Here is a 19,252-nt window from a genome sequence, read left to right on the forward strand (position 1 = left end):
GTTCACGCTAGGCATTGTCGCGGATGCCCGCAAAGAGGTCGTCCTCGGGGAGGGATGTATCGACGAGCGACTTCGCGAGCTCGTACTCCTCCGTGGGCCAGACCTCCTTCTGGAGCTCCATGGGCACCCGGAACCAGCCGCCCTCGGGGTCGATCTGCGTGGCGTGCGCGATCAGTGCCCGGTCGCGGACCTCGTAGAAGTCGGCGCAGGGAACGTGCGTGGTCAGCGTCCGCTCGACCCGCTCGAACTCGTCCCACCGCTTCAGCCAGTCCCCGTAGGGCGATTCCAGGCCCTTGTCGAGCATGGCCTGGTGGAGCGCCTCGGTGCGCGGCCGGTTGAAGCCCTGGTTGTAGTAGAGCTTCTGCGGCTGGAAGACCGGGCCGTACTCGCTCTCCGGGTACTTCTCGCCGTCCGCCGCACCGTCGAACGCCACCATCGTGATCTTGTGGGTCATGATGTGGTCGGGGTGCGGATAGCCGCCGTTCTCGTCGTACGTCGTGATGACCTGCGGACGGAAGGAGCGGATCTGCCGGACCAGCTCACCGGCCGCCTTGTCGACGTCCTCCAGGGCGAAGCAGCCCTCGGGCAGCGGCGGCAGCGGGTCGCCCTCGGGCAGGCCCGAGTCGACGAAGCCGAGCCAGTCCTGCTTGACGCCGAGGATCTCGCGGGCCTCGTCCATCTCCTTCCTGCGCACCTCGTGAATGTTCTCCTGGATGTACTTGTCGCCCTGGAGCTTGGGGTTGAGGATGTCGCCGCGCTCCCCGCCCGTGCAGGTCACGACGTGCACGTCCACCCCCTCGGACACGTACTTGGCCATGGTGGCCGCGCCCTTCGACGACTCGTCGTCGGGGTGGGCGTGCACGGCCATCAGTCGCAGCTGCTCAGTCAAGACTCGATCCTCAGTGATCCGGCGCCGCCCTGGTCAATTCGGCGCAATGAACGGCTTCTATAGTGACGGAACCGGGGGGCAGAAAATTCCGGCATCCCCTTTTACTGGAGGACGATCATGGCGGCCGTGAGCGAGAAGCTCCCCGATGGCCGGTACGGCCGCGAGCGCACGGCCGACGAGCGCGCCGACCGGAAGCTGAAGGTCATCGGCTCGGTCCTCGGTGTGCTCTTCCTCGCGATGATCGGCTGGTTCGGATACGACTACGTCTCCGGCACCAAGGTCAGCGGCGAAGTGATCAAGTTCGACGTCGTCTCGGACAGCGCGGTCAAGGTGCACCTGGAGGTGCGCAAGGACGCGGACGCCCAGGGCTACTGCACCCTGCGTTCCCAGGCCGAGGACGGCGAAGAGGTGGGCCGCGCGGACTTCCGCTTCGACCAGAACGAGGGCCGGATCGACAAGGTCGTCACGCTGCGCACGAAGGCGCAGGGGACGAGCGCCGAGCTCCTCGGCTGCCACTCCGACTGACGCCGGCCGGTCCCACGCGTCACGCTGACCGGCCGACGCCCCGCCTGTACCGGCCCTCACCTGCGTTGACGTATTTCTGATGGCTTATGTCCTCCCCCTCACGCGCCTGAATTGTTAGGCTCGTGGTTTCGCCCACCCGTTAGGGAACATCCTTCTGGGTAGGGCGATGCTTTGTATTCCCAGTACCTACGAGGAGCACCTGTGACCCAGACCAGCGAGAACGTCACCTGGCTGACCCAGGAGGCGTACAACCAGCTCAAGGCCGAGCTGGAGTACCTGTCTGGTCCCGCGCGCACCGAGATCGCTACGAAGATCGCGGCGGCACGTGAGGAGGGGGACCTGCGCGAGAACGGCGGGTACCACGCGGCCAAGGAGGAGCAGGGCAAGCAGGAGCTCCGCGTCCGCCAGCTGACCCAGCTCCTGGAGCACGCCAAGGTCGGTGAGGCGCCGGCCGCGGACGGCGTGGTCGCGCCCGGCATGGTCGTGACGATCGCCTTTGACGGCGACGAGGACGACACCCTGACGTTCCTGCTCGCCTCGCGCGAGTACGCGAGCTCCGACATCGAGACGTACTCGCCGCAGTCCCCGCTCGGCAGCGGCGTGAACGGCAAGAAGATCGGCGAGGACGCGCAGTACGAACTGCCGAACGGCAAGCTCGCCTCCGTGAAGATCCTCCAGGCGGAGCCGTATCAGGCCTGAGGTCACTTCCACTGCCGAGAGGCCCCCGACGCCGAGCGCGCCGGGGGCCTTTCGCATGCCGGGAGCCGTACGGGGACGGCTCAGGCGGTGGCCGAGCGGTACTTGCGGACCGCGAGGGTGCGGAAGAGCACGACGATCAGGACCGAGTAGATCACCGAGGCCCAGACCGGGTTCTGCATGGGCCAGGCCGAGGAGTCCGAGACGCCGGGGTTACCGAAGAGCTCCCGGCAGGCCTGGACGGTGGCGCTGAAGGGGTTCCAGTCGGCGACGTGCCTCAGCCAGGGGGTCATCTGGCTGGAGTCCACGAACGCGTTCGAGATGAACGTGACCGGGAAGAGCCAGATGAGGCCGCCCGAGGTGGCTGCCTCCGGGGTGCGGACGGACAGGCCGATGAGCGCGCCGACCCAGGTGAACGCGTAACCGAGCAGGAGCAGCAGCCCGAAGGCGGCCAGGGCCTTCCCGATCCCCTCGTGGATGCGCCAGCCGACCAGGAGCGCGACGATCGCGAGGACGAGCAGGGTCAGCGCGGTCTGCACGAGGTCGGCGATGGTGCGCCCGGTGAGGACGGCGCCGCGCGCCATGGGCAGCGACCGGAAGCGGTCGATGAGGCCCTTGTGCATGTCGTCGGCGATCCCGGCGCCCGCGCCGGCGGTGGCGAAGGTGACGGTCTGCGCGAAGATGCCCGCCATCAGGAAGTTGCGGTAGACCTCCGGGTCGGTGCTGGAGCCGATCTTCATGGATCCGCCGAAGACGTAGCTGAACAGCACCACGAACATGATCGGCTGGATCAGACCGAAGATGACCATCTCGGGGATCCGCGACATGCGGATGAGGTTGCGCTTGGCGACGACCAAGGAGTCCCTGACGGACTGGCCGATGCCGCCCGCGGGCCGGGGGCCCGCCGCGGGCTTGGTGACGATGCCGGTCGCGGAACTCACTTGTCGGCCTCCTTCTTGGGCTCGGGCTTCGCGTGGGGCTCGGGCTTCGCGTCCTTGGGGTCGGTCCTGGCGTCCCCGTCGCCGCCTGCTTCGTCCACCTCGGCCACATGGCCCGTCAGCGAGATGAACACGTCGTCCAGGGTCGGGCGGCGCAGCCCGATGTCGTCGATCTCGACCCCGCGGGCGTCCAGCTCGCGGATGACCTCGGCGAGCAGCTTGGCGCCGCCGGAGACCGGGACCGTGAGCTTGCGGGTGTGGTTCTCGACGGCGACCTCGCCCTTGCCGAGGCCGCGCAGGACCTCGGTGGCCGAGGTGATGTCCGCGCGCTCGTGCACCACGACCTCGACGCGCTCGCCGCCCGTCTGCGCCTTGAGGTGGTCGGACGTGCCGCGTGCGATGACCCGGCCGTGGTCGATGACGCAGATGTCGTGCGCCAGGTGGTCGGCCTCTTCGAGGTACTGGGTGGTGAGCAGCAGGGTCGTGCCGCCGGACACCAGCTCCTGGATGACCTCCCAGAGCTGCTGCCGGTTGCGCGGGTCGAGGCCCGTGGTCGGCTCGTCCATGAACATCACCGGCGGCGAGACGACAAGCGCGGCGGCGAGGTCGAGGCGGCGGCGCATGCCTCCCGAATACGTCTTGGAGGGGCGGTCCGCCGCGTCGGCGAGATGGAACCGGTCGAGCAGCTCGCCCGCCCTGGCCTTCGCCTCCTTCGCCCTCATCTGGTAGAGCTGGCCGACCATTTGGAGGTTCTCGCGGCCCGTCAGGTACTCGTCGACGGCGGCGAACTGGCCCGAGAGACCGATCGACCGCCGCACTTCGTTCGGATGCTTCAGCACGTCGATCCCGGCGACGACCGCGCGGCCCCTGTCGGGCCGCAGAAGCGTCGTCAGACAGCGCACCGCCGTGGTCTTGCCCGCGCCGTTCGGCCCGAGGAGACCGAGCACGGTGCCTTCCGGGACATCCAGATCGACGCCGTCCAGAGCCTTTACGTCGCCGAAGGTCTTCACAAGGCCTTCGGCGTAGATGGCGCCTGGCATGTGGGTTCTCCCAGTGGTGTGGGTGACTTCCTACGGAAAAGCTTAGATTTGCCGGGTATCAAGCGCCCGGCGACCAGTGACGTGAGACACACCATAACGCGATACATCGCGTTCCTTCAACGGGGTCGGCGTGCCTGTGGACAACGCAAAATAGCGGGCAACCGCGCCCGGACGCAGGCGAATTTCACCGCGGGCGCCCTGCGCGCGACGCGGTCCCGTCGTCAGCTGTCGGTTCAGTCGGCTGACGGCCGCCGGCCGTCAGCCGATGACGGTGTAACCCGCCTCGCGCAGCGCCGCACCCACCTCGGTGCAGTGCGCGGGCCCCTTGGTCTCCAGCTGCAACTCCACCTCCACCTCCGTGAGTCCGAGGCGCGGATCGGTCCGCACGTGGCCCACGTCGAGGACGTTGGCGTCGACCACCGACAACACCCCGAGGAGCGTGGCCAGTGCCCCGGGCCGGTCCGTGAGACGCAGGCGCAGCGACAGGTAGCGGCCGGCCGCCGCCATGCCGTGGCGCAGGATCCGCTGCATCAGGAGCGGGTCGACATTGCCGCCCGACAGGAGCGCGACCACCGGCCCCTCGACATCCCGCGGCCTGCTCAGAAGCGCCGCGACCGGGCTCGCGCCCGCCGGCTCGACGACCATCTTCGCCCGCTCCAGGCAGAGCAGCAGCGCGCTGGACAGCTCGTCCTCCGAGACGGTCACCACGTCGTCGAGAAGCTCATCGATGATCTTGAACGGCACGTCGCCGGGCCGCCCGACCTTGATGCCGTCCGCCATCGTCGCCGGGTTCTCGATCGACACCGGGTGCCCGGCCGCGAGCGAAGGCGGGTACGCCGCGGAGCCCGCCGCCTGCACACCGATCACCCTGACGTCCGGGCGCACGGACTTCACCGCCACCGCGATGCCCGCCGCGAGCCCGCCGCCGCCGACCCCCAGGACCAGGGTGCGCAGCTCGGGGCACTGCTCCAGGATCTCCAGGCCCACCGTGCCCTGCCCCGCGATGATGTCGGGGTGGTCGAAGGGGTGGATGAAGACCGCGCCCGTCTCGTGCGCGTACTCCTGGGCCGCGGCCAGCGTCTCGTCGACCACCTGGCCGTGCAGCCGCACCTCCGCGCCGTACTCCCGGGTCGCGGCGACCTTGGGCAGCGGCGCGCCCACCGGCATGAAGACCGTGGACCGCACGCCGAGCAGCGAGGACGCGAGGGCCACACCCTGCGCGTGGTTGCCCGCGCTCGCGGCGACCACCCCCGCCGCGCGCTCCTCGGGGAGCAGGCCCGCGATCCGTACGTACGCGCCGCGCAGCTTGAAGGAGCCCGTCCGCTGGAGGTTCTCGCACTTGAAGTGCACCGGCGCACCCACGAGGCGCGACAGGTGCCTGCTGCCTTCCATCGCCGTCACCCTGGAGACGCCCGAGAGCATCTTCTGGGCGCCACGCACATCGTCGAGGGTGACCGAAGGCAAGGAGTGACGCGTGCGGTAGCTCATGACGGCCAGTCTCCCAGTTCACACCGGTGTCCTCCTGCGGTGACCACGGGGCGAGACTGGTTTGCGCAGCGCCGGTACGCCCCGCGTCCGGGCCGCGTACCCTGTCCCCCAACCCATCGCCCTCGCATGAAGTGAGCCCCCGGCCATGCCCACAACTCCGGACATGACGACCGCCAGCGATCCCGGCCTCCTCGACACGCTGCAGCACCAGGTGGCCGTGTTCGCCCGCCGTGCGGAGCAGACCCGCCTCGGCGGCGTAGGACAGGTCCGCAACTCCATGGACCGCGCCGCGTACCTGCTGCTCAACCGCCTCGACAAGGAAGGGCCGATGGGCGTCAAGGCGCTCGCGGCGAGCATGGGCATCGACTCCTCGACGGTCACCCGGCAGGTCGCCCCGCTGGTCGACACGGGTCTCGTCAAACGCACCTCGCACCCCGAGGACGGCCGTGCCGTGGTGCTCCAGCTCTCGCCGCGCGGCGAGGCCCGCCTGAACGAGGTGCGCTCGTCCCGGCGTGACCTCATGGCCGAACTGACCGGTGACTGGTCCCCGGAGGAGCGCGAAAGCTTCTGCACGCTCCTCACGCGCTTCAATTCGGCGCTCTCCGCCCGCCAGACCTCGCAGTCGACTCCGGACACGCCTGAATCCTGACGTCGACCGCTCCGGAGGGGTCCGCTTCCCCGGTCCGACCGCTCCTCGGGTTCCCGCCTCTTGACCTGGCCCAGGTGCCTGGCCTCATATGAGACCGGGGGCCCGGTCCCCTCCAGGCGGGAGGCGCGGTGCGCGAACGGCAGGCGTTTCTGAACGCCCGCCGGGCCCGGGAGTTCGAGGCGTTCGTCGCGGGCGCGGCAGGGCGGCTGCTGCATGCCGCGACACTCCTCACCACCGAACCGCCCGACGCCAACCCACGCGCGCGTGCCCTGCTGACCGCGTCCCTCGCGCACTCGTACGCGACGTGGGACCGGATGCGCGGCGAGGACCCGTACGACCGCACCCGCCAGCAGCTCGCCCTCCGCTTCGCGCGCGGCGCCTGGCGCCGGCACCGGAGCCACGGCGGCGTCCTGGCCCGGCTCACGCCCCAGGAGCGGCTGATCCTCGTGCTGCGGCTGTACGAGGGCGTCGCCGAGGAACAGACGGCGGCGCTGCTCGGCCTGCCCGCCGAACGGGTGGAGACGATCTGCGCCCGCGCCATGGAGACGGTGCTCCACCCGCCGCGCGGCCCGGCGCCCACCGTCCCCCTGGGAGAGGCGGCCCCGTCATGAACCAGCACGACCGCAAGGCGAACGAGGTCCGCCACCTCCTGGACGACGGGACACCCCCGTCCGCCCCGCCCGAACTCCACGAGGAAGCCGTCCGCCGCGGCGGCCGCATGCTGCGCCGCAGAAGGGCGCTGCGCCGGCTGCTGTGGCTCATGCTGCTCGGGGCGGCAGTCGTCTTCGCGGTGTGGGCGTCCGTCGAACAGCCCTGGGTGGAGCCCCCTTCTGAGACGACTCCACCCCTCACCCGCTGGTGACCGGACCCGATGCCGAGGGCGACTAGCCCAGCGCCTGCTGCAGATCGGCCAGCAGGTCGTCCGCGGACTCGATGCCCACGGAGAGGCGCACCAGGTCGGCGGGGACCTCAAGGGCCGAGCCCACCACCGAGGCGTGCGTCATCCGCCCCGGGTGCTCGATCAGGGACTCCACGCCGCCGAGGGACTCCCCCAGGGTGAACAGCTTCGCGCGGTCGCAGACGGCCACCGCCGCCTCCTCACCACCGGCGACCTGGAAGGACACCATCCCGCCGAACGCCTTCATCTGCTTGGCCGCGGTCTCATGACCGGGGTGCTCCGGAAGGCCCGGGTAGAGAACGCGCGTCACGCGCGCGTGCCGCGACAGCATCTCGGCGACCTTCGTCGCGTTCTCGCTGTGCCGGTCCATCCGGACGGCCAGCGTCTTGATGCCGCGCAGGACCAGCCACGCGTCGAAGGGCCCGGCCACCGCGCCCATCGCGTTCTGGTGGTACGCCAGCTCCTCACCGAGCTCCGGGTCGCTGACGACGAGGGCGCCGCCCACGACGTCCGAGTGCCCGCCCATGTACTTCGTCAGGGAGTGCACGACGACGTCCGCGCCGAGCGCGAGCGGCTGCTGCAGGTAGGGGCTCGCGAAGGTGTTGTCGACGACGAGCCGGGCGCCCGTCTCCTTGGCGACCTGCGCGACGGCGGCGATGTCCGTGATGCCGAGCAGCGGGTTGGAGGGGGTCTCCACCCAGATCGCCTTCGTGCGGTCGGTCACCGCGGCCCGTACCGCCGCCGGGTCGGAGGTGTCGGCGACCGACCACTCCACGCCCCACCGGGAGACGACCTTCGCGAAGAGCCGGAACGTGCCGCCGTACGCGTCGTTCGGGATGACCACATGGTCGCCGGGAGCGAGCAGCGTACGCAGGAGGCAGTCCTCGGCGGCGAGACCCGACGAGAAGGCGAGCCCGCGCCTGCCGCCCTCCAGGGCCGCCAGGTTCTCCTCCAGGGCGGTGCGGGTGGGGTTGGCGCTGCGGCTGTACTCATAGCCGCCGCGCAGACCGCCGACGCCGTCCTGCTTGTACGTCGACACCTGGTAGATCGGCGGGACGACCGCGCCCGTGAGCGGGTCGGCGGTGTTGCCCGCGTGGATCGCGACGGTCTCGAAACTCTGGCTGCTGAAGCTGTCACTCATGGGGCCAGAGCCTAGTCCGGGACGGGGGAAGAGCCGACGAGTTCGAGACTGGTTCGCCAAGTGTCAGACCAGTCTGGTTCGCTTGTACTCATGGAGATTCTCTGGGTGCTGATGGCGGCGATCATGATCGGGGCGGTGCTCGGCCCGTTCCTGCTGCGCAGGCGCGGCGGAATCCGCCAGGTCGCGCCCGGTTCACCGGACGCCGCGGACCCCGCGGACTACGGATTCGCGCGTCAGGAAGAGCTGGACATCCGCATGCCGGGCCCGGACCGCGACCTCCTGGACGTCCTTGACGTGGTCCAGCAGTCGCAGAGCTGGAAGGCGGCCGCGCAGCTGCTCGCGGGCACGGAGGTGCACGGCGAGGTGCGCTGGCAGCGCGTGCAGGCGTTCGCGGGCGCGGCGTCCCTGGAGCTGCAGCAGCGGCCCGGCGGGGTCAGCGACCAGCCCGGCGGCCAGTGGCTGCGGGTGTGGCGGGCCGAGGCGCCCAAGGACGCGGGCGGCGCCGCGGTGCACGCGGAGTTCCTCGTCCAGCAGGCCTGGCGGTCCTCGACCTCCGGGACGGACGAGTTCCGGATCATCCTGGAGGAGGCGAAGGAGGCCTGCGCGCAGGCGGCGCTCCTCTCCCCCGGCGACCCCGTCCCGTACATCATCGAGCTCTCGATCGCGCGTGGCCTGGCGTATCCGCGCGCGGAGTTCGAGCAGCTGTGGCTGAAGATCCTGGACCGCGCCCCCGCGCACATGGGCGCGCATCTCGCGGCCCTGCACTACTGGTGCGAGAAGTGGCACGGCTCCCGCGAGCTGGCGGCCGACTTCGCCGAAGCCGCGGCCGCCCGCGCGCCCAAGGGCTCCCTCCTGTCCGCGATCCCCCTGTTCGCGGTGTACGAGCATCTGCCCGAGGTGAACCTCGTCCGCGGTTTCTACGAGAGCGAGGTCGTCACCAAGGCCGTCGAGGGCGCGCTCTACGCAGTGCACTCGGCCCGCCCCGACGACCCGATGCTGGCGCACGTGCGGCACCTCCTGGTCTTCTTCCTGGTCCGCGGCGAGCGCTGGGGCGAGGCGATGAACCAGCTGATCCACGTGGACGGCCACGTCGGCGCCCTGCCCTGGACGGTCTCCCACGACCCGGCCGCGGACTACGCGGTGTACCGCGCGCTCGCGGTCGCGGGGTACGAGGCGAACGGCGGGAGCCCGGCGACGCTGTCGCACTGAGGCGTACGGGCGCGCGGGCCGAGTGAGCCGAGCAGACCGAGTAGGCCGAGTAGACCGAGTACAGGAATGCGACTCCGTCCCGGCACGTTGAAGCAGTAGCCGCCCGACCACGCTCCACCCCGCCCGCCCCAGGAGGAAAGCCACCATGCTCTTCGGCCGTACGCCCGAGCTCCCTACCCCCGAGCAGGCCCTCAAGGGCCGCGCGACCCCCGAATTCGAGGTCCCGTCCCGCCACACGGTCCTCGGCAACCCGCTCCTGGGCCCCTACCCCGACGGCCTGGAGATCGCGGACTTCGGTCTCGGCTGTTTCTGGGGGGCCGAGCGCAAGTTCTGGCAGACCGAGGGCGTCTGGACGACGTACGTCGGCTATCAGGGCGGCTCCACGGAGAACCCCTCGTACGAGGAGGTCTGCTCGGGCCTGACCGGCCACGCGGAGGTGGTCCGCGTCGTCTTCGACCCGGCCGTCGTCACGTACGCCGAACTCCTGAAGCTCTTCTGGGAGTCCCACAACCCCACCCAGGGCTTCCGCCAGGGCAACGACGTGGGCACCCAGTACCGCTCGGCGATCTACACCCACTCCGCCGACCAGGAGGCCGCGGCCGTGGCCTCCCTGGACGCGTACCAGCAGGTCCTCACCGCGGCGAACCACGGCACGATCACCACGACGATCCTCCCGGCGGAACCCCGCCCGTTCTGGCCGGCCGAGGGCTACCACCAGCAGTATCTCGACAAGAACCCCGACGGCTACTGCGGCATCGGCGGCACGGGCCTTCAGCTGGACAGCCCGTCGGAGACGAACTGGGGCCGGGCCTGCCCGACGGGGATCGCTCCGGCGCCTCAGGCCTCGGAACAGTAGGCCTTCGGCTCGGGCGCCTCTCCACTTGTCGTGGGCAGGGGCGCCGATGGGGCGGGAGGCACGTTTCTGCCTCTACCGGTCATCGGTGTGACGGCTTCGGCGTCCCGGAGCGTCAGCACGCCCCTCCGTCTCGGCGGTGGGCGGGTTGAGAATGAGGGTGCCTTCGACGACGGCGCGTGCGACACGGTCGATGCGCAGGCCGTGTCGGCGGGCATGGGCACGCAGGCGTTGGAAGGCCCAGTCCGGATCGGTCGCGTGGCTGGCGGCGATGAAGCCCTTCGCCTGCTCGATGGCGTTGCGGGTGTTGAGGGCCTGTTGCAGCTGGGTGCCCAGAGTGCGGTGATGGTCGAGGAGGGTCTGCTGGAGCAGGGAGATGGCGGTGGCGTCCGCGAGGGCGCGCGCCAGCTTCCGGTCGGCGCCGCCGAGCGCCTCAGGGGTGCGGCGGAAGAGATTGAGTACGCCGATGGTCTCCTTGCGCAGTTGTACCGGCACGGCGTAGACGGACAGGTAGCCGTTGCGGTGGGCATGCGCGCTGAACTCCGGCCACTGGGCGGGGTCGGGGTCGGAGCCGGTCAGATCGTGTTCGATGGGGTGCTCTTGCCGGTAAGCGGTCTGACCGGGGCCATGGCTGGCGTCGAGCGCGAAAAGCTCGACCAGGCGCACGCGTTCGGAGGTCGCTGCCACCAGCCGCAGCGGCCCGCCCGGAGCCGCCAGCATCACCCCCGCGTCGCCGATGTCCAGCAGCGAGGTGCAGTGCTCCGCGACCCGGTAGAGGAAGTCCGCCGGGTCGAAGTCATCGGCCAAGGTGTCGGCCAGATCGACGAACGCGGCAGTCAGTCGCTCCTCGCGTGAAGACCGCGAAGGCTGCGAAGACCGCGAAGGCTGCGAAGGCCTGGGACCGTCAACCCCGAGCGGTTCGGGTCCAGGGGGGGATGAGGGGACACAGGGGGCTCCAGACGTCGGCCTCAGCGAGGGGGGCCGAAAGCAGCCGAAAGCAGAGGACGGAAACTCAGACTAGGCGGAATACCTGAGCTGGGGTAACGGCGCGCGTTGTTCGCGCAGGCCGCACACCCTCTGCCGTCAGCGAATCTGCCGCGGGCCGAGAACCCTTACGTGGCGCGGGTGGCCGGTCGAAGGTGGTGGGACAGGGCAGCGGACGTCAGGCGCCGCTCCCACGGTCAGGAGGATGGACGATGCCACCCATCGTGAACGGCACGGGGTCCGTTGCCCCGTACGCCTCCGAGGGCGAGACGCCCTCGTCCCGGTTCGACGATCATCTGGCCGCGCAGTTGCTGACCCAGCGGATCGTCTTCCTCGGGACCCAGGTCGACGAGGTCTCGGCCAACCGGGTCTGCGCGCAGCTCCTGTTGCTCTCCGCCGAGGACCCGCGGACCGACATCAGTCTGTACATCAACAGCCCCGGCGGGTCCGTGACCGCCGGGCTCGCCATCTACGACACCATGCGGCTGATCCCGAACGACGTGTCGACCCTGGCCATGGGGTTCGCCGCCAGCATGGGGCAGTTCCTGCTGACCGTCGGCACCGCGGGCAAGCGGTACGCCCTGCCCAACGCGCGGATCATGATGCACCAGCCGTCCGCGGGCATCGGCGGGACCACCGCCGACATCGCGATCCAGGCCGAGAACCTGGAGTTCACGAAGAAGTCCGTCGAGCGGATCACCGCCGAGCACACCGGTCAGAGCGAGGACGTCATCTCGCGGGACGGCGACCGCGACCGGTGGTTCACCGCCGAGCAGGCCAAGGAGTACGGGATGGTCGACCAGGTGCTCGACTCGCTCGCCGATGTGCGCCCCGCGGCCTCCAAGCCGCGCATGGGGCTGGGGGTCTGACCGACATGAGCCAGTACACGATTCCCACCGTCGTCGAGCGCACCCCTCAGGGAGAGCGCGCCTATGACGTCTTCAGCAGGCTGCTCTCGGAGCGGATCATCTTCCTCGGGACCGAGATCGACGACGGTGTGGCCAATGTCGTCATCGCGCAACTGCTCCATCTGGAGTCCTCGAACCCCGAGCGTGAGATCGCCATCTACATCAACTCGCCCGGTGGTTCCTTCACTTCCCTCATGGCCATCTACGACACCATGAGCTTCATCAGCGCCCCGATCTCGACGTTCTGCGTCGGGCAGGCCGCCTCCACCGCCGCCGTGCTGCTGGCCGGCGGTGACCCCGGGCGGCGCTTCGTGCTCGAACACGCGCGGGTGCTTCTGGGGCAGCCCGCGAGCGGCGGGCAGCAGGGGACGGTCTCCGACCTCAGTCTCCAGGCCAAGGAGATGCTGCGGATCCGCGCGCAGGTGGAGGACGTGCTGTCCCGGCACTCGGGGCACGATGTCGCCACGCTGCGCGCGGACATGGACCGCGACAAGGTGTTCACCGCCGAGGACGCGGTGGCGTACGGGCTGGCGGACGAGGTGCTCAGCCGGCGGATGCTCGCCGCCGCTGCCTAGCCGCGTCCTCTGCCTACGCCGCCAGGCGGATGTCTCCCTGGTGCGGGGTCGTCGACCGCATGCGGTGCGTGGGCTGTGTGTGTTGCGTGTGCTGCGTGGAGCGGGTCAACTCGGTCTGGGCCAGGGAGAGGAGGTCCGCCAGGCTCAGGCCCAGTGCGCGGGCACCGGCCGCGAGGACTTCGGACGAGGCCTCCTTGCGGCCGCGCTCCACCTCGGAGAGGTACGGCATCGAGATGCGGGCCGCCTCGGCGACATCCTTGAGCGTCCGCTCCTGGGCGAGGCGCTCACGGCGCAGCACGTCACCGACCACGTCCCGCCACAGGGGCTCTTTCGCCGCCGGTGTCACGGGAGTTGTGCGTACGGGGGCCGGGGCGGCCCGGCGCGGTTCCGTGCGCGCGGCGTGGCGCGGGCGCAGCGGAATGACGCGGGCCTGCTGCTCGCCCTCCGCTGCCTGCCGCTCGCCCTCCGGGGCCTGCTCCGGCTCGTGGTACCGCTCTTGGCTGCTCACCCCTTCAGCGTAGGAGCCGCCCCGGCCTCCCGTCAGCGATCAGCGTTCTGCCACCGGCGAAACCCACCTCAGCTCATCCCGCCGCCTCAGACCAGCGCCTCAGACCAGCGCCTCCGCGAGCGCCTCCGTCGCCTTGATCACCCAGGCGGGGTCCCCGTGCCGCAGCCCCCAGTGCGCTGCCGTCACCGCCCTCGCCTGCGCCCACCGCCTGGCCCGTTCACGGTCCACCTCGGCCGCGTCGGCGAAGACGGCGAGGCGGCGCAGGGCGGCGGCGCGCGGGTCGGGAGCGGTGAGCAGGGGTTCGAAGCGGGAGCGCAGCAGGGTGATCGAGTCGTACGCGGGGTCGCCGACGTAGCCCTTGGGGTCGATGGCCAGCCAGGGTTCGCGTTCCGACCTCAGGACGTTGGTGAAGTGCAGGTCGCCGTGGATCAGGGTGTCCGGCTGGTCGGCGCCCAGTTCGCGTACGGTCGCGATCGCCGCGGCCACCACGCGCGCGGGCAACGGCGAGCCCAACTCCCGGTCCTCGTCCCGCAGTTCACACTCCCACTCCCCAACGAGCGAGCTCATCCGCGGCAGTCCGTCGGGCGCGGGCACGGCGAGGCGGCGCGCCAGGCGTCCGGCCACGGCCACCGCCTCGTCGGTGTCCTCGACGTCGGCCAGCGAACCCCCGCCCGCCCCGGTCTCCGCTCCCGCCCGCTCCAGGAGCATCGCGAACCGCGCGTCGTCCCGCTCGTACAGGCGGACCGCGCCGCGGCCCGACCACACGGCGAAGGCGTGCGGCTCGTACACGTTGCCGGGGTGCGGGAAGGAGATCTTCAGGACGGCGGGCGCCCGGTCGTACCGACGTCTCACGGGGACGACGAGGCCGACCTGCCCGTGCGTGGCTGCTCGCGTCGGCTCGCAGTCCCAGCGCCGGAGCAGTTCGTCGGCGAGACCCGGCAGCGTCGCGAGCCATGCCCGGCCCCGCTCGCCCTCCCGCTGGGCCGTGTCGAGCGCGAATCCCTCTGGTACCTCGATGGGTGTCCCGGTCATCCCGGCACCCTAGGGCTTGTCGCCCGCCGACCGCCGACCGCCGCCTGTCACCTGCTGCCTGTCACCTGCCGCCCCGGCGAGGAGGCCGAGGGCGGCCGGTGGCTACCGTTCACCCCATGCCCTTCGCCGAAGCCGCCGACGGTACCGCCCTGCACTACGAGATCCACGGTTCGGGCCGCCCCCTGGTGCTGCTCAGCGGGCAGTCCAACAGCCGCCGCTGGTGGGACCCGGTGCGGGACGACTTCGCCGCCGCGTACCGGACCGTCGTACTCGACTGGCGCGGCACCGGCGGGAGCGGCCGCCCCGACACCGACAGCTACAGCACGCCCGGCTTCGCCCGCGACGTCGTCGCCGTGCTCGACCACGCGGGGATCGACCGCGCCCATGTGTACGGCACGTCGATGGGCGGCCGCGTGGCCCAGTGGCTCGCCGCCGATCACCCCGGACGGGTCGACCGGCTCGTCCTCGGCTGTACGTCACCGGGGGCGCCGCACGGCGTCGAGCGCGGGCCCGAGGTGCGCGCGGCCCTCACCCAGGCCGATCCGGCGGCCGCGCAACGCGCCCTGCTGGAGCTGATGTACACCCCGGGCTGGATCGCCGGGCGGGAGCGTGGACCCGGGAAACCCGTGTTCCACACCGTCGGCGACCCGGACATGCCCCCGCACGCCCGCCGGCGCCATCTGCGGGCCAGCGCCCGGCACGATGCCTGGGGCGCGCTGAAGCGGATCACGGCGCCGACGCTCGTCGTGCACGGCACCGACGACGTGTTCAATCCGGCCGCCAACGCGCCCCTGCTCGCGGAACGCGTCCCCGGGGCCCGGATGCGGCTCATCTCCGGTGCGCGGCATGCGTACTTCGAGGAGTTCGCGGAGGTCGCGACGCCGCTCGTGCTGGACTTCCTGGCGGAGGAGAGGGCTTGAGGGCTCAACTTCCGCTGCCGTACGGCCTGGTGAGGATCTCCAGGCTGTGGCCGTCCGGGTCCTCCCAATAGACGCCCCGGCCGCCGTCGTTGGTGTTGATCTCGTTGACGACCGTGTGGTGCGGGTCGGCCCAGTGGGTGAGCCCCGCGTCCTTGATGCGCCCGAAGATGGTGTCGAACGCGTCGTCGGAGACCAGGAAGGCGTAGTGCTGGGGGGTGATCGGCCGGCCGTCGCTCTCCATGTAGTCCAGCGTCACGCCGTTGGGGATCTCGACGGGGAGGAACGGGCCGTACTGCGGACTGACCTCGAGGCCGAGGATGTCGGCGAGGAAATGGGCGGACGCCTTCTTGTCCGTCGCCGTGACGATGGTGTGGTTGAGCTCGATGGACATCGTGCGACCTCTTCCCGTGCGTCTGGGGTGCCCCCGTGGACGACCACCACACTAGGCACGGGTCACGCGCCGGGCATCGGTCACAAGGCCCCCCACCTGGTGCGCAATGCGTCCTAGGGCCGTGGGCCGAGTCGAGATCCGGCCACCCGCCCCGCTTTCACGAACGACGGCGTAGCCCGGCCAGGAGCCTTCGACCTCGGCCGACCGGCCGCCGTGGACAAGGGATCGGCCGTCGAGCGCTTCCAGTGTCGACTGGAAGCGCTCGTTGCAGGTGAAGACGTCCTCGCCGGGCGAACGACTCAGATCGTGGCCGCGTCGATCACGAAGCGGTAGCGCACGTCGCTGGCGAGGACGCGCTCGTACGCCTCGTTGATCTGGGCGGCGTCGATCAGCTCGATCTCGGAGCCCAGGCCGTGCTCGGCGCAGAAGTCCAGCATCTCCTGGGTCTCCCGGATGCCGCCGATCATGGAGCCCGCGAGGGTCTTGCCGCCGCCGATCACGGAGAACAGGTTGAGCGAGACCGGCTCCTCGGGGGCGCCGACGTTCACGAAGGCGCCTTCCGGACGCAGCAGGCCCAGGTACTTGTCCAGCGGCAGCGGCGCGGAGACCGTGGAGAGGATCAGGTCGAAGGAGCCCGCGAGCTGCTCGAAGGTGGCCTCGTCGCTGGTCGCGTAGTAGTGGTCGGCGCCGAGGCGCAGGCCGTCGTCCTTCTTGCGCAGGGACTGCGAGAGGACGGTGACCTCGGCGCCCATGGCGTGCGCGATCTTGACGCCCATGTGGCCGAGCCCGCCGAGGCCGACGACGGCGATCTTCTTGCCGGGGCCCGCCTGCCAGCGGTGGAGCGGGGAGTACGTGGTGATGCCGGCGCACAGGAGCGGCGCGGCGACATCCAGGGAGAGGCCGTCGGGGATGCGGACGGTGAAGGCCTCGTCCACGACGACGTGCGTGGAGTAGCCGCCGTAGGTCGGCTCGCCGTCCTTGCCGAGCGCGTTGTACGTCTGGACGTTGCCCTGGTCGCAGTACTGCTCCAGGCCCGCCTTGCAGTTCTCGCACTCGCGGCAGGAGTCGACCATGCAGCCGACGCCGACGCGGTCGCCGACGGCGAACTTGGTGACGGCGGAGCCGACCTCCGTGACGACACCGGCGATCTCGTGGCCCGGGACCATCGGGAAGATGCCCTCGCCCCAGCCGTCGCGCGCCTGGTGGATGTCCGAGTGGCAGATGCCGGCGTACTTGATGTCGATCAGTACGTCGGACTCGCCCACCGGGCGGCGCGGGATGGTGGTCCGCTCCAGGGGGGCCTTGGCGGACGGGGCGGCGTAAGCGGAAACGGTGGTGGTGCTGGTCTGTGCGGTCATGTCCTCCACCGTGCCAGCCTCGCGGACATCTACCCAGGTCACGGCTCTGCCTACGTCCAGTGGTCCTACTACTGGCGGGGACAGGCTCGGATGCGTACGACCCCTGATACTGGAATGCATGGACGCCGACACCGGGCAGCCCCCGCACTCCCCCGCCGCCCCCGAGCCCCTCGACGGCCGGGCCGAGCTCAGCGAGTTCCTGCGCACCCGCAGGGCCCGGCTGCAGCCGGAGGACGTCGGCCTGCCCAACTTCGGGCGTCACCGGCGGGTGCCGGGGCTGCGCCGTGAGGAGCTCGCGCAGCTCGCGGGGGTGTCCGTGGCGTACTACACCCGTCTCGAGCAGGGCAACGGCCGCAATGTCTCGGGCGAGGTCCTGGACGCGATCGCGCGTGCCCTGCGCCTGACGGATGCCGAGCACGCCCACCTGACGCATCTGGCCAAGCCCAAGCAGCACAAGAAGAAGCGCGCGGCCCGTCCGCAGAACGCGCGCCCCGCGCTGCTCCAGCTCATCGACGCCATGGACGGCATCCCCGCCTACGTGGTCGGCCGCCGCTCGGACATCCTCGGCTGGAACCGCATGGCCGCGGCGCTCTTCGGCGACTGGGGCGCGCTGCCGCCCGAGGAGCGCAACTGGGCGCGGATCTGCTTCCTGCACCCCGAGTCGCGCGCCCTGTTCCGGGACTGGGAGCAGAAGGCGTCGGACATCGTGAGCTTCCTGCGGATGGACGCGGGCTGTTTTCCGAACGATCCGCAGCTGTCGGCCCTGGTCGGCGAGCTCTCCGTGAAGAGCGAGGAGTTCCGGGGGCTGTGGGCCACGCACGACGTGCGGGAGAAGGGGCACGGCGTCAAGCGCCTGCACCACTCCCTGGTGGGCGATCTCACCCTGTCGTACGAGACGCTGCGACTGCCCGACGATCACGACCAGTCACTGGTGACCTACCACGCGCAGCCGGACTCGGCGTCGGCCGACGCGTTGCGGCTGCTCGCCAGCTGGGGAGCGGACGCGGCGCGCGCGGGTGCGGCGAGGAGCAAGAGCGAGTAGCCGCCCTCCGCGTGCGCCGCACCCGGGCGTCAGGGCTGGTACGGGGGTGCCGCGCCCCAGTTCCACAGTGGCACCGGCTGGTCGGCGGGGCGGGTCGCGTCCGGGCCCGAGAAGTAGACCGCGAGGCGGGTGCCCCACTCGACGTAGGCGACGAAGGCGGAGCGGAACTCGGCGTCCGTCGGCAGACCCGCGTCGTCCGCCGCGTCCTGCATCAGGTTGACCCAGCGGCGGCGCTGGGGCTCGGTGATGCCCTTGCCGAGGTGCTTGCCGACCATCCGGGCGTGCCCGCCGTGCTCACCGGAGTACGTGTCCGGGCCGCCGAAGACCTCGCCGAGCCACTGGGCGACGTGCCGGGCGTGCTCGGCGGGCAGGCCCTCGAAGAGCGGGGCGAGGAGGTCGTCCCGCAGCACCTTCTCGTAGAAGACCTCGGTCAGCCGCGCGAGGCTCTCCTCGCCGCCCGCCCACGAGTAGAGGGTCGGTGTCGAGGCGCCCGTGCCGCGTACGGCGGTGGGCGTGTAGTGGCGCATCTCCTCGATGTTCTCGACGTACGGGCGGATCTCCGCGAAGAAGTCGCGGAAGAGCTCCGAACCTCTGAAGCCCTCCAGGTGGTCCTTGGTCGACGTCCAGGTGATGCGGAGGATGAAGTGCTCGAAGTCCTCCTCGCAGCGGGCCAGTTCGAAGTCGACGCACTGCGGTGCCGCGGCGAGCGGCGCGGCGGCGCGGGTGTAGGCGGAGAGGAACTCCGGGGAACGCTCGGGCGGTATGCGGTAACGGATGTACTCGACGGTGTGGGCGGTCATGTGACGTCGGCTTCCTGTGGAGTGGATGGTGCCGGCACGCGTGCTCCCCAGTCCCACAGCGCTTGCAGGACCGGGCCGAGTTCTTTTCCGTGGGGGGTGAGTTCGTAGGTGACCGTGGGGGGCCAGCCGGGGGTCCTGGTGCGCAGGACGACCCCCGCGGCGACCAGCTGGGCGAGCCGCTCTGTGAGCACCTTGTCCGACAACGCGGGGAGCGCGGAGGCCAGTTCGCTGTACGCGTAGGCGCCGCCCGGCAGCAGCTCCCGGACGATCAAGGTGGTCCAGCGGCCGCGCAGGGCGGCGAGGGTGATCTCCACGGGGCAGGCGGGCGTGGGGGCGGCGACCCGCGCCCTGGGATCGTCCGGCAGCCCCTGCCGATCCGGCCCCTGGCTTACCGTTCGGTGAGTCACG

The 19,252-nt window shown here is 70.8% G+C and carries 23 protein-coding genes; 11 read left to right on the forward strand and 12 right to left on the reverse strand.

The genetic code is table 11. From position 1 onward, the window contains the following. Positions 1-7: 7 nt before the first annotated feature. The gene (gene mca, locus ACWGIH_RS12260; RefSeq protein WP_453452120.1) at positions 8-889 is read right to left on the reverse strand and encodes a mycothiol conjugate amidase Mca; all 882 of its coding nucleotides are present in this window, start codon (positions 887-889) and stop codon (positions 8-10) included. A gap of 117 nt (positions 890-1,006) precedes the next feature. Here mca and ACWGIH_RS12265 point away from each other — a divergent pair, with 117 nt between their 5' ends. Beyond that, entirely contained in the window at positions 1,007-1,414 is a 408-nt protein-coding gene (locus ACWGIH_RS12265; RefSeq protein WP_453452119.1) for a DUF4307 domain-containing protein, read from the forward strand. Between the two features lie 201 nt (positions 1,415-1,615). Beyond that, positions 1,616-2,113, forward strand: coding sequence for a transcription elongation factor GreA (gene greA, locus ACWGIH_RS12270; RefSeq protein WP_453452118.1), 498 nt, complete (start codon positions 1,616-1,618; stop codon positions 2,111-2,113). 80 nt (positions 2,114-2,193) lie between these two features. On the opposite strand, the gene ACWGIH_RS12275 is transcribed toward greA, so the two are convergent. From ACWGIH_RS12275 to ilvA, 3 genes are all read right to left on the reverse strand, one after another. Further along, positions 2,194-3,051: an ABC transporter permease gene (locus ACWGIH_RS12275; protein WP_453452117.1), complete on the reverse strand. Its 858-nt coding sequence runs from the start codon at positions 3,049-3,051 to the stop codon at positions 2,194-2,196. Then, a complete protein-coding gene (locus ACWGIH_RS12280) occupies positions 3,048-4,088 on the reverse strand; it encodes an ATP-binding cassette domain-containing protein (protein WP_453452116.1) in 1,041 nt (346 codons plus the stop codon). The genes ACWGIH_RS12275 and ACWGIH_RS12280 overlap by 4 nt, the downstream gene beginning before the upstream one ends. A gap of 258 nt (positions 4,089-4,346) precedes the next feature. Continuing rightward, the gene (gene ilvA / locus ACWGIH_RS12285; RefSeq protein ID WP_453691636.1) at positions 4,347-5,576 is read right to left on the reverse strand and encodes a threonine ammonia-lyase; all 1,230 of its coding nucleotides are present in this window, start codon (positions 5,574-5,576) and stop codon (positions 4,347-4,349) included. Positions 5,577-5,721: 145 nt separating this feature from the next. Here ilvA and ACWGIH_RS12290 point away from each other — a divergent pair, with 145 nt between their 5' ends. The 3 genes from ACWGIH_RS12290 to ACWGIH_RS12300 all read left to right on the forward strand — a co-directional run bounded on the left by ACWGIH_RS12290 (position 5,722) and on the right by ACWGIH_RS12300 (position 7,087). Continuing rightward, complete coding sequence (locus ACWGIH_RS12290; protein WP_453452115.1) at positions 5,722-6,225, forward strand: MarR family winged helix-turn-helix transcriptional regulator; 504 nt, start codon at positions 5,722-5,724, stop codon at positions 6,223-6,225. A gap of 128 nt (positions 6,226-6,353) precedes the next feature. Beyond that, positions 6,354-6,836, forward strand: a complete 483-nt coding sequence (locus tag ACWGIH_RS12295) for a sigma factor-like helix-turn-helix DNA-binding protein (RefSeq protein ID WP_453452114.1) — start codon at positions 6,354-6,356, stop codon at positions 6,834-6,836. After that, positions 6,833-7,087 carry a hypothetical protein gene (locus ACWGIH_RS12300; RefSeq protein ID WP_453452113.1) on the forward strand — a complete coding sequence of 85 codons (255 nt, stop codon included), beginning with the start codon at positions 6,833-6,835 and terminating at the stop codon, positions 7,085-7,087. Before ACWGIH_RS12295 ends, ACWGIH_RS12300 begins: the two co-directional genes overlap by 4 nt. Before the next feature lie 22 nt (positions 7,088-7,109). On the opposite strand, the gene ACWGIH_RS12305 is transcribed toward ACWGIH_RS12300, so the two are convergent. Continuing rightward, on the reverse strand, positions 7,110-8,264 hold the full coding sequence (locus tag ACWGIH_RS12305; RefSeq protein WP_453452112.1) for a cystathionine gamma-synthase: 1,155 nt from the start codon (positions 8,262-8,264) through the stop codon (positions 7,110-7,112). A 90-nt stretch (positions 8,265-8,354) separates the two neighbouring features. Between ACWGIH_RS12305 and ACWGIH_RS12310 the strand changes: the two genes are divergently transcribed. Together ACWGIH_RS12310 and msrA are read left to right on the forward strand one after the other, a co-directional pair. Beyond that, entirely contained in the window at positions 8,355-9,473 is a 1,119-nt protein-coding gene (locus ACWGIH_RS12310; RefSeq protein ID WP_453452111.1) for a hypothetical protein, read from the forward strand. 145 nt (positions 9,474-9,618) lie between these two features. Beyond that, positions 9,619-10,329 (forward strand): peptide-methionine (S)-S-oxide reductase MsrA, encoded by a 711-nt coding sequence (gene msrA, locus ACWGIH_RS12315; protein ID WP_453452110.1) that lies wholly within the window; start codon positions 9,619-9,621, stop codon positions 10,327-10,329. Positions 10,330-10,401: 72 nt separating this feature from the next. Here msrA and ACWGIH_RS12320 read toward each other — a convergent pair whose 3' ends face one another. Further along, positions 10,402-11,133 carry a GAF and ANTAR domain-containing protein gene (locus ACWGIH_RS12320; RefSeq protein WP_453452109.1) on the reverse strand — a complete coding sequence of 244 codons (732 nt, stop codon included), beginning with the start codon at positions 11,131-11,133 and terminating at the stop codon, positions 10,402-10,404. A 389-nt stretch (positions 11,134-11,522) separates the two neighbouring features. On the opposite strand from ACWGIH_RS12320, the gene ACWGIH_RS12325 reads away from it, so the two are divergent. Both ACWGIH_RS12325 and ACWGIH_RS12330 read left to right on the forward strand, forming a co-directional pair. Next, a complete protein-coding gene (locus tag ACWGIH_RS12325) occupies positions 11,523-12,179 on the forward strand; it encodes an ATP-dependent Clp protease proteolytic subunit (protein WP_453452108.1) in 657 nt (218 codons plus the stop codon). A gap of 5 nt (positions 12,180-12,184) precedes the next feature. Then, the gene (locus tag ACWGIH_RS12330) at positions 12,185-12,793 is read left to right on the forward strand and encodes a ClpP family protease (RefSeq protein ID WP_453452107.1); all 609 of its coding nucleotides are present in this window, start codon (positions 12,185-12,187) and stop codon (positions 12,791-12,793) included. A gap of 13 nt (positions 12,794-12,806) precedes the next feature. Here the strand turns inward: ACWGIH_RS12330 and ACWGIH_RS12335 are convergent, their stop codons facing one another. Beyond that, the gene (locus tag ACWGIH_RS12335; protein WP_453452123.1) at positions 12,807-13,214 is read right to left on the reverse strand and encodes a helix-turn-helix domain-containing protein; all 408 of its coding nucleotides are present in this window, start codon (positions 13,212-13,214) and stop codon (positions 12,807-12,809) included. Positions 13,215-13,400: 186 nt separating this feature from the next. Then, positions 13,401-14,333: an aminoglycoside phosphotransferase family protein gene (locus ACWGIH_RS12340; RefSeq protein WP_453452106.1), complete on the reverse strand. Its 933-nt coding sequence runs from the start codon at positions 14,331-14,333 to the stop codon at positions 13,401-13,403. A gap of 116 nt (positions 14,334-14,449) precedes the next feature. Between ACWGIH_RS12340 and ACWGIH_RS12345 the strand changes: the two genes are divergently transcribed. Beyond that, a complete protein-coding gene (locus ACWGIH_RS12345) occupies positions 14,450-15,253 on the forward strand; it encodes an alpha/beta fold hydrolase (RefSeq protein WP_453452105.1) in 804 nt (267 codons plus the stop codon). Positions 15,254-15,257: 4 nt separating this feature from the next. Here ACWGIH_RS12345 and ACWGIH_RS12350 read toward each other — a convergent pair whose 3' ends face one another. Next, entirely contained in the window at positions 15,258-15,644 is a 387-nt protein-coding gene (locus ACWGIH_RS12350; protein WP_453452104.1) for a VOC family protein, read from the reverse strand. Positions 15,645-15,943: 299 nt separating this feature from the next. Further along, positions 15,944-17,002 (reverse strand): NAD(P)-dependent alcohol dehydrogenase, encoded by a 1,059-nt coding sequence (locus ACWGIH_RS12355; RefSeq protein WP_453452103.1) that lies wholly within the window; start codon positions 17,000-17,002, stop codon positions 15,944-15,946. A 118-nt stretch (positions 17,003-17,120) separates the two neighbouring features. On the opposite strand from ACWGIH_RS12355, the gene ACWGIH_RS12360 reads away from it, so the two are divergent. After that, positions 17,121-18,044: a helix-turn-helix transcriptional regulator gene (locus tag ACWGIH_RS12360; protein WP_453452102.1), complete on the forward strand. Its 924-nt coding sequence runs from the start codon at positions 17,121-17,123 to the stop codon at positions 18,042-18,044. Between the two features lie 29 nt (positions 18,045-18,073). Here ACWGIH_RS12360 and ACWGIH_RS12365 read toward each other — a convergent pair whose 3' ends face one another. Together ACWGIH_RS12365 and ACWGIH_RS12370 are read right to left on the reverse strand one after the other, a co-directional pair. Further along, positions 18,074-18,844, reverse strand: coding sequence for a globin domain-containing protein (locus ACWGIH_RS12365; protein WP_453452101.1), 771 nt, complete (start codon positions 18,842-18,844; stop codon positions 18,074-18,076). After that, positions 18,841-19,251: a winged helix-turn-helix transcriptional regulator gene (locus tag ACWGIH_RS12370; protein ID WP_453452100.1), complete on the reverse strand. Its 411-nt coding sequence runs from the start codon at positions 19,249-19,251 to the stop codon at positions 18,841-18,843. The genes ACWGIH_RS12365 and ACWGIH_RS12370 overlap by 4 nt, the downstream gene beginning before the upstream one ends. Between the last annotated feature and the right edge of the window lies 1 nt (position 19,252).

It is taken from the genome of Streptomyces sp. NPDC054872, assembly GCF_053610705.1.

Coding starts and splice junctions, on each gene's coding strand:
- ACWGIH_RS12265 (WP_453452119.1), top strand. CDS start 1,007: ATGGCGGCCGTGAGCGAGAAGCTCCCCGATGGCCGGTACGGCCGCGAG.
- ACWGIH_RS12280 (WP_453452116.1), bottom strand. CDS start 4,088: ATGCCAGGCGCCATCTACGCCGAAGGCCTTGTGAAGACCTTCGGCGAC.
- ilvA (WP_453691636.1), bottom strand. CDS start 5,576: ATGAGCTACCGCACGCGTCACTCCTTGCCTTCGGTCACCCTCGACGAT.
- ACWGIH_RS12290 (WP_453452115.1), top strand. CDS start 5,722: ATGCCCACAACTCCGGACATGACGACCGCCAGCGATCCCGGCCTCCTC.
- ACWGIH_RS12300 (WP_453452113.1), top strand. CDS start 6,833: ATGAACCAGCACGACCGCAAGGCGAACGAGGTCCGCCACCTCCTGGAC.
- ACWGIH_RS12305 (WP_453452112.1), bottom strand. CDS start 8,264: ATGAGTGACAGCTTCAGCAGCCAGAGTTTCGAGACCGTCGCGATCCAC.
- ACWGIH_RS12310 (WP_453452111.1), top strand. CDS start 8,355: ATGGAGATTCTCTGGGTGCTGATGGCGGCGATCATGATCGGGGCGGTG.
- msrA (WP_453452110.1), top strand. CDS start 9,619: ATGCTCTTCGGCCGTACGCCCGAGCTCCCTACCCCCGAGCAGGCCCTC.
- ACWGIH_RS12325 (WP_453452108.1), top strand. CDS start 11,523: ATGCCACCCATCGTGAACGGCACGGGGTCCGTTGCCCCGTACGCCTCC.
- ACWGIH_RS12330 (WP_453452107.1), top strand. CDS start 12,185: ATGAGCCAGTACACGATTCCCACCGTCGTCGAGCGCACCCCTCAGGGA.
- ACWGIH_RS12340 (WP_453452106.1), bottom strand. CDS start 14,333: ATGACCGGGACACCCATCGAGGTACCAGAGGGATTCGCGCTCGACACG.
- ACWGIH_RS12345 (WP_453452105.1), top strand. CDS start 14,450: ATGCCCTTCGCCGAAGCCGCCGACGGTACCGCCCTGCACTACGAGATC.
- ACWGIH_RS12350 (WP_453452104.1), bottom strand. CDS start 15,644: ATGTCCATCGAGCTCAACCACACCATCGTCACGGCGACGGACAAGAAG.
- ACWGIH_RS12355 (WP_453452103.1), bottom strand. CDS start 17,002: ATGACCGCACAGACCAGCACCACCACCGTTTCCGCTTACGCCGCCCCG.
- ACWGIH_RS12360 (WP_453452102.1), top strand. CDS start 17,121: ATGGACGCCGACACCGGGCAGCCCCCGCACTCCCCCGCCGCCCCCGAG.
- ACWGIH_RS12365 (WP_453452101.1), bottom strand. CDS start 18,844: ATGACCGCCCACACCGTCGAGTACATCCGTTACCGCATACCGCCCGAG.